This is a genomic window from Enterobacter sp. DNB-S2, from assembly GCF_019443845.1.
In the GTDB taxonomy this organism is placed as follows: Bacteria; Pseudomonadota; Gammaproteobacteria; order Enterobacterales; family Enterobacteriaceae; genus Enterobacter; species Enterobacter asburiae_B.
In genome coordinates this window covers 1,237,888-1,255,537 of record NZ_CP050520.1, presented here as the reverse complement: position 1 = coordinate 1,255,537, position 17,650 = coordinate 1,237,888, and the positions used below count along the sequence as shown (strand labels likewise).

General features: G+C 48.7%; 6 protein-coding genes. All 6 read right to left on the bottom strand.

Annotated features, from left to right (window positions below; genetic code table 11):
* Positions 1-84: 84 nt before the first annotated feature.
* Positions 85-2,739 (bottom strand): DEAD/DEAH box helicase, encoded by a 2,655-nt coding sequence (locus HB664_RS05875; protein ID WP_219940477.1) that lies wholly within the window; start codon positions 2,737-2,739, stop codon positions 85-87.
* The gene (locus HB664_RS05870; protein ID WP_219940476.1) at positions 2,729-4,630 is read right to left on the bottom strand and encodes a hypothetical protein; all 1,902 of its coding nucleotides are present in this window, start codon (positions 4,628-4,630) and stop codon (positions 2,729-2,731) included. Before HB664_RS05870 ends, HB664_RS05875 begins: the two co-directional genes overlap by 11 nt.
* On the bottom strand, positions 4,627-6,009 hold the full coding sequence (locus HB664_RS05865) for a hypothetical protein (RefSeq protein ID WP_219940475.1): 1,383 nt from the start codon (positions 6,007-6,009) through the stop codon (positions 4,627-4,629). Before HB664_RS05865 ends, HB664_RS05870 begins: the two co-directional genes overlap by 4 nt.
* A 180-nt stretch (positions 6,010-6,189) precedes the next feature.
* Positions 6,190-8,313: an ATP-dependent helicase gene (locus HB664_RS05860; RefSeq protein WP_219940474.1), complete on the bottom strand. Its 2,124-nt coding sequence runs from the start codon at positions 8,311-8,313 to the stop codon at positions 6,190-6,192.
* Positions 8,310-14,651: a DEAD/DEAH box helicase gene (locus tag HB664_RS05855; protein WP_219940473.1), complete on the bottom strand. Its 6,342-nt coding sequence runs from the start codon at positions 14,649-14,651 to the stop codon at positions 8,310-8,312. The genes HB664_RS05860 and HB664_RS05855 overlap by 4 nt, the downstream gene beginning before the upstream one ends.
* On the bottom strand, positions 14,651-17,611 hold the full coding sequence (locus tag HB664_RS05850; protein ID WP_063867302.1) for a hypothetical protein: 2,961 nt from the start codon (positions 17,609-17,611) through the stop codon (positions 14,651-14,653). The genes HB664_RS05855 and HB664_RS05850 overlap by 1 nt, the downstream gene beginning before the upstream one ends.
* Positions 17,612-17,650 lie beyond the last annotated feature (39 nt).

Below are 17,650 nucleotides of genomic sequence, written 5' to 3'. Positions count from 1 at the left end.
GACCCCAGTTTCTATTTAAAATAGTTTCCTGCAAAAAACTGCTCGTAACCACCTGATATATTATTACCGCATAAATGATAAACACTACTGATCAAACTTGGCTGGGTAAGGATCTTCTTTATCTTTATCCTTACAAGGATGCCGTAGCCATTTTTGCCAACCTTGAGGATCCTCCTGAATATCAATTTCGCTGTCAAAATCCTCCAGCTCGCAACTATCTAACTTCTCTTCAACACTGTGTTTATGGCGTATAAATGATGCCAACTGATCCTGGTCGAAGGTACCTGCAAGGTAGGGATAATTGATAATCATCTCAGCCGCCCCCTGGACTTGAAGCATTGTATTGATTCGACCAAAGAGGCGATCAACCCGTCCATTCCTCTGCTCGTTATCACCAGGAGTCCAGGCGATGCCATAATGATGAACTTGATTGCATTGAAGATGAAGATTCACGCCTTCCTGCAACACAGAGGTTGCTACCAGCACATTAGGGAAGAAAGGTGAATTAAATCCACGAATTAAACGTTCGCGATTTTTTGACTGCCCGCTGGCATACCAACTTGGACTACTCAAGCTAGTGAACTCGCGCCAAGTATATTGAGTATTATCTAGTTTCTGGCCAACAATTTTCACACATAGCGTTTCGAAAGTTTCAATGGCAGCCACAAAATAACGTAGCATCAGTGATCCATTCAATTTTGGGGTGACCCATTCTACAAAATGCTGATATCGCTGCTGGACCTCACCTGTTTGAGGTCGACGGTTGAACTCTGTAAACCAGCAATAGAGCTCAATGATCACAGGGCTGGCAAACAGGTAACCCGTGCGAAGATAGTTGGCAAAGTTCTCAATAATTGCCATACCGTTAGGCTGGTCACGCCACTTAATCAATTGCTCTTTTGCTGGCCGCGGCAGCTCATGAAACATCAATCCCCAGGCTGTGGGCAAAGCAGTGATATATTTGATTTTCTGAGCTGTTGTCGACTGCTGCAGCCGGGCATCTCTCGCGGCATCACCATAGCTGTCACGTTGACGTTCACCAGACTCTTTGCGGTAATGATAATGATAGGTCCCGGTCGTACCATCCAATGCAGGCTCAAGAAATAATGAAAAGAGGCTTTCAGGGCGACGGAAACGCAAACTAACGTTGGCGCAGTCGGTACTGCGCAGGCCCGTTTTCTTCATAACAAATAGCTCGGCAATTTTACTTGAAAGCTTTAGCTCGTTATCCGTTTCAGGCTCATCTGTCTCCCCGTCCTCCAGCATATGCTCATCAAAATCGGACTTTTCATTGGATTTTTCCGATAAAAGCTTAACAAAAATATCTCGGGACCAACCCGACTCTCGCCATTCTGCCAGCGCCTTTGCAGGTAGCTGCCAGACATTCATCAATCGCTCAGCCATTATTTCATCATAACGTGCGTTGATGCGCTGAGTAATTTCGCGTACAGATGGTATTCGACGAACAAAAACCAAATGCTTACTACAATGTAGCGGCTGAGACTGCTTGAACGGATCACTGGTAAAGCAGGCCTCTACCAGAGTGTCGTATTTGGGATGATCTGGAAAGCGGTTATAGATATCGTGAAACTGCCGGGTCAAGCTATTGAGCAGAGCAGAATCCGGCGCGTGGTTGAAGTCATTATGGATTTGCCCCTCTTCATCACTACTATTATCCCGCTCACTTGCGGTACTGCCCGTTGATTCAAACCCTTCAAGATAGCCATATAGCATGCGCCTGCCGCCACCTGCCTTTTTCTCTTTGTCCAGTCGAACCACGAGTTGTTTCTGATATAGAGCAAAAAACAACTCAGCATCCATCTTATTAGTAAAACTGGAAATGCTAGCGCGCTCATGACGATATTCATATTTGCTGTGGCTGCTCTCTCTGCCCTGCATTTTGCGCAGTCGGCGGATGGCAAAATCATTCATCAGCGCACGGACATCATCCTCTGCATAACGTTTTGGCATGTCACTGAAGTAGCTAAATATGTCATAAACATTTCGCGATGCTGAGTGATTTGGAGTTGCCGTCAACAACAGTACATTGCTCCCCAGCCGGTCCTGCGCATCACCAAAGAAGGCCTGAGCGGCGGCGGCACGCTGTGATCCGCTTCGGTTACGAAAGTAATGAGCCTCATCGATTATAATTAAGTCAAACCCTCCTTTTCCAAGAGCTTGCTTAATCTGCTGACGATATAACACGCCATAAGACGCGGCAGCATTTAAAGCATCTTTTTTTTCATCTGGAGGGACCAGACCGCTTAGTGAATGGATAGTAGTAAGGTAAAAATGGTGAGATTTTTTTTCCACAGCGGCCGCCAGCTCCGCCAGTCTGCCATAAATTTGTGGGGCATATTTTGTCTTACCCTCTAAAGTGGTAAAGGCATTATGTTCAGCCCGATAGTGTATCTCTGTGAAAATGCTAAATTCTCTCTCCCAGTTATCACAGAGCGTCCTGTTAGGTGCCATAACCAGAATGCGTGCATCAGGTTTTGCCTGCCATAACAACAACATTACTCCCATCGCCTGATAAGTTTTCCCCATGCCGACTTCATCAGCAAGGAGTGCCAGTCGTTGTTTATTCAGCAAATTCCACAACCCAGCCACCCCCTCTGCCTGCTTCGCCGCCATGCTGGAAGCACCGGATTGATACTGCCAGTGCGTATCAGTTGCATCGAAATTCATCACGGCTGAAACCTCAACCGGGGTAATGATCTGTTTTAACTTATTCGCCATAACTACAGTCTTCCATGATAGCAGCGAGATAACGTAGGCTAGTGGCATCGCTAGTTAGGGGGGGAATTGCAACCTGTAGAGACTCCCACAAGTGCACAGCCACAGATATGGCTTCAGCCCCTTGTTTGTGACGTATGCTTTTAACACGCTTTCTTGCCAGAGCGGCCAGAGTGTTAACTTCTTGGGCCAGAAACCAGTTAAATACTAGCTGAGTCGGTTGATTTATACGCTCCCTGGCTATTTCAGCCAATTCCTGTAAGCAACCTGGTTCACTGAACAAACGACGATACAGCTGAGTGCCATCGTCCGCGTCTGCTAGCCAGTTGCGCCGTTGTTGGATAGCCTGAAAGAGGCGGAAATAGCTAGTGGCATCTAAATTCATGGCTTGCGCCATCCCCTCACTTTGCTCTTCATCCTGCGCGCCAGCACAGCGCAGCATAAGGCGATCACTCAATGCGGGATCCACTGAATTCAGATAGCTGTTAAGTAAGTCATCTAGCGACTTAAAGCTCAACGCACGCCGGTGTTCAATACCGCTTTCAACGATCATGCCCTGCCAGTCGGTTATTCCAGTTCTACGAAGGGTATAAAAAGGGTTATCCAATACGGCATTGCTTTTTAATACCGTCAATTGCCGGGGCGATTTCAGACCTATACCGGTAGCTTTCCATACCAATTCATTTGCCCCGTTGATACCGGGCAATATCAGTTGATAACCTGACGCAGGCTTACCACCGAACCATTGCCCGGAAATCTGATACTCACATCGAGTCCAGTCAAAAATAACGCTCAGATCGAAAGGTTGAAGTTCATCAGGCTCCAGCGCCTCTTCCTCCAACAATGCTTCACTGGCGAAATTCTCTTCATTAACATCATCCCATTCTTTGCCGCAAATCGTGATGTTACGAGAGACCGGATGCACAATTCCCGCTTCTACATTCCAGTTTGCCTCAGGTAAGCTGCTGCAACCCGGGTTGGTGAAATTCCAGGACCCCACGGCAAGTTGCGTACCGGTATTGCTTTTCGCCAGCCAGAGCTTGGCGTGGGTCATCAATGCCCTATCGTCCTTGGGCACTGGAGAGCGATACACGGTAAGCTTTTTATTTGTAATCATTGCCTGAATACTGTCACTCCATCGAGTGCGGATATAACGTCCCTCAACCAAATCCGGAACCAGTTCTACGAGCACTTCATGCCCAATATTGTCGATAAACCCTGCTAAATCCTCAGCAAGATAAGGCGACCAAACACTGAGTGTATGAATCTCACCGCCGTTTTTTAATGCATCTAGCAGTGTGCAACCAGCCAGACTGTGAATAAATGACCAACCAGGATCATCACCGAGAAACTTGCGACGGGTTGGGAAAAATTCTTCATCATTCAGACTGTTATCAATTGTGGTAAAAAATCGTTTTACCTGCTGGTATTGGGCATTACTTGCAACACAACGAAAATCCACAGTTTCTTGATTTCGCCCCCACCCACTAAGCGTAAGGTTGGCACTGCCCGCACCCACAATAATCTTTCTGTAGTGATCTTCGAGATAAAATACTTTTGGGTGAAACAGCCCGCGCTCTTTATCCAGATAAGACTCTTCGCTTTGAGCCAGCTTACGCACCGACACCGGATATACCGCAATGGAGGTACGTTTCGGCTTTTCTTTCGCAATCATGCGCGGATCGCAGTAGATGCGGAAATCAATACCACTCTCATTCAGCGCACGCTGCAGACCTTCGTAATCCATACGACTAACGGGCGGGTCCATACCCAACACAGCAGGAAGTACCCACGTTTCAACAAAAGAGATATCCAGATTAAAGGTGGTGAGCCAGACACGTTTCAACATACCCATATCAGCAATTTGCTTTTTGAAGACATCTAACAGCTTCATGCAGAATGCCCCCATAAACCGTTCAGCAAATGTCTGAACTGTGGTAGATAATAACGGTTTACCCAGTCGCTATTCTGACGATCTTCGCGTAGCGAACATGGTGGTACCTGCAGCAAAATATCATCCCCATCAAGCATGAGCCACGGAAACTGCCCTCTCGTCTCCATTATCTTGTGATGATAATCCAGCAAGCCTCGAACCTGATCTTCCAGCGACGACATACTGGCCAGTGCTAATAGTTGCTGAAAACGTCTGGCGGGCGTACCGGAAAGCGAGGAAAGGAGCACATCATTTTCCAGAAGCTGAGTCGCCTTTTGTGGCAAATCAAGTTCCGTAAGACCGCGCGACTGCCAGAATTGACGAAATTCTGCCAATGTCTGACTACTCTGTCGGCGTAAGCCTGAAAACATCAGGTCGATCAGGGATAAAAATGGCTCCGCCTGACTGATATGTTGTAACGCCCTGAGGTCACTTTCATTCATTTCAGGCACACTTTTCGCCTGATGCATGGCACGTTTGAAAACTTCAGCATCTGTAAGCTCTAACTCGTCCGAACGTTCCTGCTTGAGTACCCGATAAATAGCACCTGCTGCATATTTATCTAACCCCGTTCTTTGTAGCCAGAATCTCCGAGAATAATCACCGACCATTTTCGGATCGCGGAATGCCTTTACATACGCCTTTTTTAGGCCGACAGGAATATCTTCGAAAAATGGGTTGAGGTCGCGCTTATGCGAAGCCTGCATTTTCAATTGCATGTAAGTCAATGCCGCTGCATGTAATTTTTTCAGCTCTGGTACATTCCGAATAAATGCCTCTGCTGCCTGCCACACTGGCTTGCTTTCCGGCAGATCATAGCGATAATCAGTAGAGAAAAATTGCATTTTCATCATTGGCGATTTATAGCGCCCATTGGTACCAAGAGCGATCTGATTAGTCAGTAACTCACTACTTTTCTCATGACCAAAAAGTATCTGAGGATTTTTATTTGCAGCGTTCCATTTAGATCTGGCTTTATTAATACCCTGCACACCAGTGAGAGTGACCCCTCTTTTTTCAGCCGCCAGCATGGAGTAGATATAAATATTTTCCAAATGGATCAGACAGGCAACTCTAAACTCATGTAATTGCTTTTTTGGATACAGGCCTTTCATCACGCCTGAAGTTTGCAGCTTTTCATCGACCAGTATCTGGCGCAATACGCTGTGATGCAGCAGATTCAGCGTGTATTGCCGTACATCATTTGCGATAGAAGTAATACGGCTATGAAAGATGTCCTGCCCCCAAGACGACCAGATGACTAATTGCCCAAGCGGATCAACATTCAACTCACCCGTTAGCGAGTCATCGTATTCAGTCAGAAATTTCTCGATGTACATATCGTTGCGTCAGTCGCTTATGCCCACAGGGCTAACAACACGCAATCAGTGCACTGCGAAAGCCCTTCCATGTTCCACTTTCTTTCCTGGCACTTATCAAATCAGCAAATCAATAGCCGATATTGATGAATGCTAAAATGCAGATAACCAGAAGCTGTAGCTTCTGGTTATCTGGCTGGGTTACTCGCTTTCAGGCTCCAGTAAAAAACTAGGTTTACCGTAAGATGAAACAAACAGCCCTTTTACCGCACGGGTTGCTGCAACATGGAGTAGCGCACGTTCATTAAATAATGCATCACGTTGTTCAACAGGATCATCAGAGGATATGGCTTTCACTTCCGGCACGACGCCATCGTTGATACCCGCAAGAAACACATACTGGAACTCTAGCCCTTTAATGCGGTGCATAGTTGCCATACGCACACCAGGGCGTTGATCACTATCACCACTATCCTGACCTAAATTATAGGTCTCGATTCCAGCATCATTCAGAGCAGAAGCATAACGCTCGTAAGCATGCTTCGTACGAGCGGTAATGCAGATATCCTGGGAACGGACATCATTGGCTAACAACGCCTGAATTTGCTTGATAATCGTCGCAGCCTCTTCTTTAAAATCTGAAGCATGAGTGATCATGGGTTTTTCACCATGAAGCAATGATAAATAATCGTTGCTGGCATCAGTTTCACCATCCAGGTTGTCAACCTTAACGCCGGTTAACAACCCGACAGCAAACTGTCGCGTCTCTTCTGTAGTCCGGTAGTTAATTTTCAGTTTTTTACTACGGCGCCCACGAACGTTAATCCCACACTGACCTAGAACGACTTTATTGCGGTAAATACGCTGATGTCCATCACCCACGATAAAGAGATCGTTAGGAGACTCTGGAACCAGGCTACGAATAAGGGTAAAGGCCGGTGCGCCTATATCCTGAGCTTCATCGACTACGATACTGCTATAAGGCAATTGCACCTGTTTTTCTTTAAACAGAATGATAGCCTCATGCATGGCATCTCCCATCTCTCGCAGTTTGGCTCGCGCCATTTGTGCCCGGAACTCTTCGAACACAGGCCAGATTTTCGCACGCTGAATACGGGATAACGCCGTGCCACGACCAATACGACTCACCTTCAGATATTCTTCACGGCTGTAAACCGCATTCGGCTGAACAACACGTTGCCACTCTTCAGAATAAAAGTTATCCGGTAATCCCAATTCAGCAGGAACTTGCTGCAAGGCATAGTTCCAGCATTTACGTCGCCCTTCATCGCTGTCATAGACCACGCGGAAATCATATCCATGGCGTTTAAGCTGCTCGCTCATCCAGGCATCAATGTTAACAACTTCAATACGCGCCATCTCCTCACGGCTACACAAACGCTGGAGGTTGGCGCGAATATCCGCCGCCAGGTTACGGGTGAAGGTTGTGAACAGAACTTTTTTACCGGGTTTATCGGCCAGGCGTTGGGATAACCAACGTGCACGATGCATCGCAACAACTGTTTTACCCGTGCCTGCACCACCTAACACTCGCACCGGACCATTTGCCGGAGACTCCACCAGTTTTCGCTGGCTCGGGTGCAGGAATACACGCCATTTTTCCAGTGGCGCATTGAGCATTTGCAGTAGCTCCTGTTCATTTTCAACGACATGGAAACGACGTTTACTTCTCTCAATTGCCTCAATAAAGTCGTTGGTATCAACAGGCTCATCACGGTGATCGTTAAACTCCTCCAGCACTTCCTGGTAATCCAGACCTTCTGCCAGCCAGTGTAGGGGCTCCCAGGCTTCTGCTGGCATCACGCTTTCCAGCTGATTCAGCCCTGTGGTATCCACAAGAGCCATCACCTGCTCAATAAACACAGGAGGAACACCCAGCGCGAGGATCTGCTCTGCCGTATACGCAGCAAAGAGTTTGGGTTTATCGACAACAGTCGGCTCGGGGGTAGGTTTGATATAGCTGGTATCAATCACCTGAATCGCACCGGTTACCGGGTGAATCGCACATTCGTGTCGCCGCGCCCAGTCGTAGGCTTCGTCGTGCTTATCCACCCACATCAGCATATACAGAGCACCCTGCTCAGGTTTCAGGACGATCCCCCGGTAGGTTTGGTCTATACGCACGGAATGCACATTATTGCTGCGTGCATCGTGGATCTTTTCGTAGTTCAGCCCATTACTCGTCGGATCCTGGCGGAACTTAGAGATGAATTCCTGGACCTTTTTTTGCTGCGCTTTAGGAATCCGCGCAAAAGCCCCCAGAAAACCATCAGAAAGTGCCACCTTTGGCGTTGGAATCGTCATTTGTCACCTCCGGACAGATGCTGCAATGTATTTTCGTCAATTGGCCCGAATGCAACGTGCCAACCCTTACTTGCGAATAAAGCAGTAAACTCCTGATTATCAATAATCAAGGCTTGCTTTTGTAATGGCCAGGCGAGATCGGCTTCTGCAATAATTTCGCCATCGTCATCCTGCAATTCATATCCAACCGTCGGTGCCGGTAGTGATAACGACTGAAGCAAAGCGATTTCTTCTGCGCCCAATAAGCCAAACTCAAGTATTTCTGCCCAGCTCTCGTCAGGCTGAATATCCACTACAACCGAAGTCTGCATTTTTACCGTTTCAGCCTCCTGCGGTAAATGAACCGCTTTACGGCTGGTAAATGTCATATCTGGCAGGAACTGCAGTAAATTCACCATCCACCAGAAACCGTTAAATCCGGCTTCATAGCCATCATCCTGGGAATAACGATCGTCAAAGCAAATATGCAGCCTCAACCAATTTCGCATTTGTTCAATGCTTGTCGTTGATTTAATGGCTTGTTGCGGTACAACAGCTGCCAGCTCAATGAACTGTTGTGATGAACTACAGCTATCCAGTAAACCACCAAATACAAAAGGTTCATCAGGCAAAAGTGCATTCAACCGATAAGCGGGAGCGTTCTCCTGCATTTCATAGGCGTACTTTTGTTTGGCTCCAGTATCCTGCGACTTTTTAGGATCCAGCCACACCCAGGCAAAGGCAGCGGCCATTTTCTGCCATAGCATAGTTTTATTACCGGGATCAGAGAGATAATCGAGTAGCAGTGCAAAACTGTTTCTCTCCCGGAATGAACCTTCAAGCGTAGCAAAGTTTGTATCATGGAACAGGTTATAAAACTTAGGCTGTTTCATATCCGGGTTATGGCCAAGCCCCATAACATTCTGTACATGTTTAATGCCTTGTTCTTGAAGGTCAGCCCAGGTCAGTGTCCATACCCAAAAATTACCGCTGTCTTTAATCGCCTGCCGTTTTTGGACATCATCCGACACGCTATCTTTATGAAAAGCAAAACCATCCAGGAAAATTGCTACCGGTTTTATCTTTTCTGACTGCATCAGAGGATAGAGCACATAATCTGGTCGGCTAAGGATGCCTACTCCTTCTTTAACCCCTAAATCAACCTGTGCTTTGAGATGCCAGCTCATCGCCGGTTCTGTACGGGTATTAATAATCCAGCCTGCATTCTGATGGGCATAACTCCGGCTCACGAGAAGATTTTTGTTATCCTGCAGGCAGTGAATGAACCGTTTTTCCAGTTCACTCCCCATCATGGCATCAAGCGAAATGTTTTTGATGGAATCAATAACGCGTATAGCAGCACTGGCCTTCAGGATTTTCGCCAGTAAGAGACGCGCCTGATCTCTTGATACATACTTCATACGCCCGCGGTCACGGTAAGCGTAAACACAGCGATAGCAGCCGTCTTTATGCGTATCATGGTTGCAGCTGCATTCCACTAGCGCCTTGTAGGCCAGCTCAAGTAATTTCAGCAGGTTGTCAGGTGTACGCATCAATTCTTTGAGTGAGCCGGTTCCCCCTGGTACGGTGTCGTAAATCACCAGATACTGACGCCAGGATTCGCCCTCATTTTCCGGCTCGCGATACACCACGCCTTTCAGATGATCCACGTTACCTTTGAAGTAATGTTTAAGCCCAAGCTGAATGGCTGCCCCTAGGGAGGCTTCCACCACGCGATCGTTGCTGTAGCTGGTCACTGGCAGCAGGATACGCAATGCCTCAGATTCCAGTTGGCGATAAAGGTAGAGATAATCTTCAAACTTCGCTTTTTCGGGTTCAGCGCGATATTTACAGCTCAGGTCATGACGTGGTTCATGATCTCGAGGGCGCTGCACCATGCCGCAGCCGAGGCAAACTTTAAACCCGGTGCGTTTCTTTGCCTCTCCTGCGATCATCAGCTCATTGGCATCATCCGCCATTTTGCCAAAGTTGATATCTCGCAGAGTCACTTTGCTCAAAAACTCAAAGCCAAACGGGATTTCTCCTTCATCAATAGCATAAGCGGCCGATACATCCTCTTTTTCGAAGCTGACCAGTAGCTGTCGCTGGAAGAATGCCGGTTCGCGACTATCGCTCTCATCACTGATCTGGCTGTCACGCGCGCTTGAGCGGGCATAAACCTGACGAAGCTTCAGTAATGTCGTTTTTTGCCCGGCATCAGCCCAACCTGGTGTGCCGCATTTTGGACAGTATTTATGCTGATCGCCGGTCTGATCGATATTCTCGCTGTAGTTACAGTGGCTGCAAATACGCCAGTTTTCAGGCTCAGACACTTTCAGATCAATCTGTTCGATTTCAACTTTATGCCCACCCGCATAGAAGTTATTCAACGGGGCAAGCTCAGCCAACGCCGTTGAAGCCGGACGTTCGTATTCGTAGGTCGTGTTCTGATACTCACGCGTTTCCCCACCGTCCTTGCGCCGCCACAGCACAGAACGCAGCGTAATACCGGCCTCCGGGAAGGCATAGTTGGGAAGTAATCCTTCATCGGTGAGGAAATTAAGCGTTTGCTTGTTATTGATCTGGTTCACCAGCGTCATTAGCGCCTGACGTTCCGAAGTCAACTCGCGCATATCGCTGTCAAAGTTTTGATCGTGCGGGTCGCTATCCAGCTTGTCGATACTGCGCTTGAGTTTATCAATTCGGGAACGCAACGATTTGCGATCCTCCACCAGCAGTTTTAATGCTTGTTCGATACGTTGAACCAGAGAACGCTGCCCTGGTGCCCCTTGCAAATATGACAGTAACTGTAGACGAGTGTCTTCCGTAAGATCAGGGAAGATGGATGAGAACTGCTGAGCAATATACACATGATGCTGATCAATATAACGCAGGAAGTTATAAGGGAACCCAGACTTGTGTCCAAACTCCAGCTCGTCCAGCATCTGCTTCACGTTTTTGCTGATAGCAGATGCCGGGACGCCGGTTTTCACCCAGTTGTCCATGCAGAATGCAGCCAGCTGACGCTCCAGGATAGCCGTTGCGTTCAGGAACACACCAGGGGCCTGTACCTGCCCTTGCATCATCTCCAGAGGCTCTTCAAAGAAGAACTGATCGTGCGGGTTCCCCTCAGCCACAGTGATGTTAAGTGCATTGCCGTCTTTACGCCCGGCACGACCAATACGCTGTAAGTAATTAGCCTGCGCGGGTGGAACAGAACAGAGTAATACCGTAGAAAGGTCACCCACATCGATACCCATCTCCAGCGTCGGTGTTGCCGAAAGCAGGTTGATATTCCATGGCTGATTACCGCGGTAGAACGATTGTTCCGTAGCCTCACGATCTTCACGGCTCAGTAATCCGGTATGCTCTGCCCCCTGAACACGAGCGATGTCCATATTATCCCAGTGCCAGGTCACTGTATTTTCAGTTTCCTGATAGCGGCCTTCACAGCGCAGAGAAAGACATGGCGCGTTTCGCCAGTGCCACCCCTGATCGGCCGGTGCCCGAACAACCTCACGACAGCAAGAGCAGTTTAGCTGAACAACATCGCGGCTCACCACCAGCGCCGAAGGTACTAGCCCCCATGCTTCTTTGCCTTTTGTATCAAAATCTTTTACCAACCCGGCCATTTTCAGTGCCGCAAACAGACGTCGTAAAACCGTCTCTGCCAGGCTGCTGATAAACAGATTATTACCGTTGCTGAGTGTGCGGTTGATCCAATGCTGATACCAGCTGGGGTTGGATTTCGCACCAATCAATCGATGGAAGCCATTTATTTTTTCAAACGAGGCATAGGCCGGTTTACGCGTTTTCGGACCAATAGATGGCATATAGCGTGAAGTTCGCTCCTTCTGCGTCATCATAAAGGTCTTACCCTCACGACGATAACTTTCGAACGCCGGATGCAGAACAGCTCCCGCCTGCCGCTGATGCCAAAGAACGCCAATCACCAGGTGTGCCACCTGCTCAACGCTGACCCCAACCATTTCATCACCCAGCTCTTCGACAAGCTGTTGGTGAAGCGCCGTTATCGCTGAATTGAAACGTGCAACATCAATTCCTGCAGCTGCGTAACCGGTGGCCTCCAGCGTACGTCCAATTCGTGCGCGTAGGGTAAATTCGCTGTATACCTCCCAGTCGAGACGAAGAGAAACCAGCTCCGGTAAATCGGAACTCTCTGCCAGCTGGCCTTCGTTCTTCAACGTCTGGTAATCGTTCATCCACTGCATGTTGGGCGCGATGAAGCTCGCGGCAAAATGGGCATCATCCGGTGAACGTTCACGCGTCTGCTGGCAGACACGTGCCGCAAAGGCATCCAACGGTAGCGTTTCTTTTTCACCCAACACGCTGGCGATTTGTCCGCGTACCATCAACGGCCAGGTTCGGGCGGTAAAGAAACTGGCGCGGTGTGCGGCATCCTGTACCGAGTCAGAAAACGTAATCAGTTTTTTATGTTCGTTGAACTGGCTGCCATAAAGCTGATGGATCATCACCGCCGACAGGCTGGCTGCCTGTGACCCAAGAATCGAAATACCCTGTTTGCTGTTGCAGTACGGGCATTCGTTGGCAAATTCCAGCTCATCCTTACGCTCTTTGAGCATATCCGGGATAAGTACTTGTAGCAGACCAGTATGGCCACAATGCCCGCACTGCACGTTAGATTGCTTATTGAGCTTTAAACAGGAAGGGCACAGCTTCTGGTGAACACCGCTGACAGGTTTATCGTTGTTATCCGGGAAGGCCAATACAATAGAACGGCCTTTTTCGAAGAACTGACGATAAATACCGTCCAGATCAGTTTCGAGTTGAACGCTCTGACCATGGCGCAGGCTCGCCCACCCGGTAGCATGGCAGTCACGACAGTGAATAACGGGAAGATAATGTTCGCGATCTTCCACCGCGACATCATCAGCAAAAACAAGCTCAGGTGTTTTTGACACGCTGGCAACCAGGCGGCGCATCTCGCGCAACCACAGCTGAGAACGTAGTTGCACAAAAGGCAGTACGGGCCGCGCTTTGTTCACCTGTAGGCGCTTTTCCCGATCTTCCTGTTTTTCTGGAACCTCCAAGCGTGCCTGGGCAATTAGTGCCAGAATGCTTTGCAGCACGCGGGTTGCATGCCCGGCGCTTTCCGCCAGCATCACCTGGAGATTTTCCAGGCACTGCTGTTCCGACAAAATTCCCCCCTGCAAATCCTCAAGGAGTACGTGCAGGATGCTGTGGCGACGTAACAATGAGCCCAACTCAATACGCTTTTCACGTCCGAGATCGCTGTCCAGATCGGCAGGTAATTGCAGTGAACTATCCGGAAACCATAGTGGAATTTGTCCGTTCAGATAATCTACCGGGCTGGCGTACGTTTGCGGATCCAGCGCAGCGCTGACATCCTGGCCCGGATACTGACTGTACTCGATGGTATAACCTTGCAGATATTCCGCCGCCGTGTAGCGATCTTCGCGAATAACCGCGTCATCGCTAAACGGCTGATCAAAGATCGTTTTCGCATAATCGAGTAGTTGTCCCAGTTCGTCACCTACGGTAGCCGACGTCCCCACACAGGCAAAACGCTTGTCATCGACACCAATATGATGCTTTAAGCGACGCACCAGACAGGCCAAATCCGACCCCTGCGCACCATCAAACGTATGCAGTTCATCCACCACCAGATAACGCAGTGACCCAGGCTGGTTATAGCGCCAGAGCTTCTGATCGCCGGGGCGCATCAGCAGGTAATCCAGCATCTTATAGTTGGTTAGCAGGATATCCGGCGGGTTCTCACGCAGGGTATGTTTGCAGGTGATGACTTTATCCGCAGACATCTTTTTGCTGGGTTCGATTTCACTGTCGCCAACAAACAGGCCGACGGTCACTTTGCCATGCAGTTGCGGATCGCTGGCGATGGTTTTGGCGAAACGGCTGGCCTGATCGGTTGCCAGGGCGTTCATCGGGTAGATGATGATCGCTTTAACACTGGCCTCTGATGCGCCTGCACAATGGTTAAGCAGCGGGAACATAAAACATTCCGTTTTACCGGAACCCGTCCCGGTCGCCACCAGCGTCGGCTGAGGCATCTCGATACCCAGGCGTTGGAACGCCTGCGCCTGATGCGCGTGCGGCGGGAACGGCAGCGTCAGGTTGGGAAAGAAATTCAGCGATAAGTCACTTTTACGAAACGGCAGCTGAGCGGAAAGATATGGCCCTTTCAGCAGCGTTTCCGGCTGGGACAGAAATTGCTCCAGCATAGAGACGTTATTGTTTTCTTCACCATTAAACAGCGGGCTGTTAAGCGGAAAGGCAGCCCGTAAAAAGGAAGCAACGCTGTCGGCAACCTGCCGACTAACAACGGAAGGCAACATCAGGCGCTCCTGCGTTCAGAATAAGTAAGTAAACATGTTGCGACAGTGTCGGGTAAATCATAGTAATTACCAAACATAATCAGCCGCTTCCTTGGCCTTGATATCGTTACATATACTTTGTTGAGCTCTTGTGGATTTGCCCAGTCTATTTTCTCAAGCCCAACATAAATCATGGTGTCAAACTCCAGGCCTTTGACATTCTCAGCACAGGAGAAATGAATCTGATACTTTTGGGCGAGATCAATTTGTTCTGCAACGCGCGGAGTCCTTGAGGACTTCTGAATCAAATCATTGCGTACACGCTCCTCCAGTTTCCGGGCCAGGGCCAGGTCTGGACAGATAACAGCAATAGTCCGCCCATGAGGTTGTTCACTAATGAGATCGACCAATTCAGCATCAATGTTATCGAAAGGCTGGTTGATGAATTTTTTATTTGTCCCGTTTTGCGCTTGTTCTTGCCAGAGAGAGAGCTGTTCTGCCGACTCCTGCAGGCGACTATCGTTCTGAACTAACGCGCGAAAGAGCATCGACGTCGCCGCCAGCTGTGGCTCTCGTTCCTGTCTTTTATTTTCTCTTAGCAGAAACTTTGTCAAAGAATGGTAAGGGAAACAGGCGTCAAGATCGTGCACATTCCCACGACCTAGCTGCTGATGCATATCCCCCACTAGCGTTACCGCGTGATATTTCGGATCGGCCTGTTGAGCCATCAGGAAAACCTGCACTTCTGTAAAATCCTGAACTTCATCAATAAAAACAGAAGGATACCAAGGCTGCTCCTGCAAACGCGGAGGAAGCCGACTGGATTGCGCACCGCGCGTTATGATTTGAGCAAGCGCTAACAGAATATCTTTGTCATGATCTGCCAGTAATTTCGCTTTCAGACGTTCTGACGCCTGACTCACATGCGGATAGTCCTGCCAGTATTGCGGGAAGGAGAGCAATGCATCCCGATAGAGATCGGCATACTGCCACGAGCTATAAATCCGTTGCATCTGAGAGCGAAGCCGTACTGCGAGAGAGGTTTGCGTTTTCTCTTCACCCACTTCAATTTTGCGTACAAAGGGGTTCGGCTCAGACAAAGAAAAAATGCGTTTCTGATTAATGCCAAACAGTTTGTGGTTGATAAGATGGATGTTGACCGCGTCAAAATCTTTCGCCCACGTGATTTTGATGCTATTCACCACCGATGGAATATCACACACCAGTTTAAGCTCAGTGCGACATTCCCAAATAATCTCTGCATCTTCAGCGGCATAAACGCTCAGACCATCTTTGCTTCGCACGCTGCCGTTTTGCGCAAAAATGTTGAGCAAATCGGTGTATGTTTCAATCAATATTTCCGTCGCCTTCCGGCGGATTCGGTCGTTCTCATCACGGACCCGCTCGACAACGACTAATACCACGCTCATTTCACGGAGAGTTGTAACTGCCGCTTTAGCCTCTTTAACAATCAGCCATTTTTCTTCAGACGGATGCATCCAGAGCGTATTCTTATCAAACAAATCACGTTCGATCCGCTCATGTACATTGACCAACCGGCTCAGAAGGTTATCCAGTGCAAAAGCGTCGCCAGAATGCCCGGAGAGCTGATTGAAAAGAGAAGCATAATCTGACGCCAGGCTCCGTTTCACGAGCTCCAGTAAGGCATTTCCAGCTTTAGTTTCTGCCAGGAAACGCGCTTTGAGTAGCTCAGCGGGGATGTTTAGTGAGGCCAGTTGTTTTTGCAGTTCAAGCTGAAGAAGAGCGCCGATCGCTTGCGCTGACGCATGAAGCCAGTTCATGGTTGTTTCAGCAGAGAAATCATAGGAAAGATTTTCTGAGACATTCGTATACTTAGCGCGAGTCACTTTCTGCCCTTCCGCGCTGGTCGACATAGAGCGCTGCTCAAGCTGGCGTACATTGTTAAGCCGATAAACTAATGAACGGTACTCTTCTATCGGTAGTTTATCGATGCTCAGCGACTGGCAGGAAGCCTTCAGATAGTTTACCAGCTCTCCCGTTCGTACAAATCCCACACTGCTTTCATCTAAAAAGTCAGCATTAAACCGTTCTTCATCGGGGGTACGGGCTAAGTCGCATAGCGTTTTCGCACGCCCAAGTGCGACACAGGTTTTTCCTGACCCGGCGACGCCTTCAACAAGCATGGGGCCCGTAGTGGTCGCGCCAGTCATAACGCTGAGCTGTTCTTCTGTCGGGTTAAGAAAGAAATAGTTGCTCAGCCCAATATAATCATCACGGTCATCATCACTGCGACCATAAATATCGTAGTGATTTAATTGCTCTTCGGCATCATCCTGGAACAACTCATAATCTTGTCCAGTCGCAAAATCCAACCAGTTTTCTGATTCCTGCTCGATAGTGTCGGCGGGAGTGTTTTCGAGTAGCGGTGACAATGCCATATCCGTCACCACGGCCTGCGGATGTTTTGGCCGATACCAACGCTGCAACGAGAGCTTCAGATTATTGACGATGCTCTGGAGACCCTGTTTACCTTTTCCCGCAATTGACGTTGATTCCATGACCTGAAAATTCTTGATGTTCTGTACCGCTTCAATACCGCTAAAACGAGCGAAATTGCGGATTTCGACAATGGTATATCGCCCCCATTGTTCGCTTTCAAATTCCTGTCCAGGCCGGGCAATCCGACATAAATGTCCCTTTGGCGAGCCGGGTGTCGCATATCCTAACGTAGTGCTGGCGTAATCACAGGTCGCGAGCGAGGTGCGCAATATCTGGCGTCCCGCATGTTGAGTGTCGATAACGACGGTTTTCCCGAATCCATAGCGATAAAGCTCTTCGTAGCCTCTTCGTTGAAACGCACTTGCGGAGCGACGACGCTCTTCTGCATAACTAATTACTTCATCGAGTGCATCCAGTTCCGTTTTTACAACGCTATGTCGCTCGGAAGATTGTTCGTCAGAGAGTTGATCCAACTGCTCAGGTAACCGGTATATCGCCATGTAAACGTCCTGAAAAGGGCGTAGCTCGTAGGGCTACGC

What these genes read in the sequence shown, in the direction of transcription:
- HB664_RS05875 (WP_219940477.1), bottom strand. Translation starts at nt 2,739, where the DNA reads ATGGCGAATAAGTTAAAACAGATCATTACCCCGGTTGAGGTTTCAGCC.
- HB664_RS05870 (WP_219940476.1), bottom strand. Translation starts at nt 4,630, where the DNA reads ATGAAGCTGTTAGATGTCTTCAAAAAGCAAATTGCTGATATGGGTATG.
- HB664_RS05865 (WP_219940475.1), bottom strand. Translation starts at nt 6,009, where the DNA reads ATGTACATCGAGAAATTTCTGACTGAATACGATGACTCGCTAACGGGT.
- HB664_RS05860 (WP_219940474.1), bottom strand. Translation starts at nt 8,313, where the DNA reads ATGACGATTCCAACGCCAAAGGTGGCACTTTCTGATGGTTTTCTGGGG.
- HB664_RS05855 (WP_219940473.1), bottom strand. Translation starts at nt 14,651, where the DNA reads ATGTTGCCTTCCGTTGTTAGTCGGCAGGTTGCCGACAGCGTTGCTTCC.
- HB664_RS05850 (WP_063867302.1), bottom strand. Translation starts at nt 17,611, where the DNA reads ATGGCGATATACCGGTTACCTGAGCAGTTGGATCAACTCTCTGACGAA.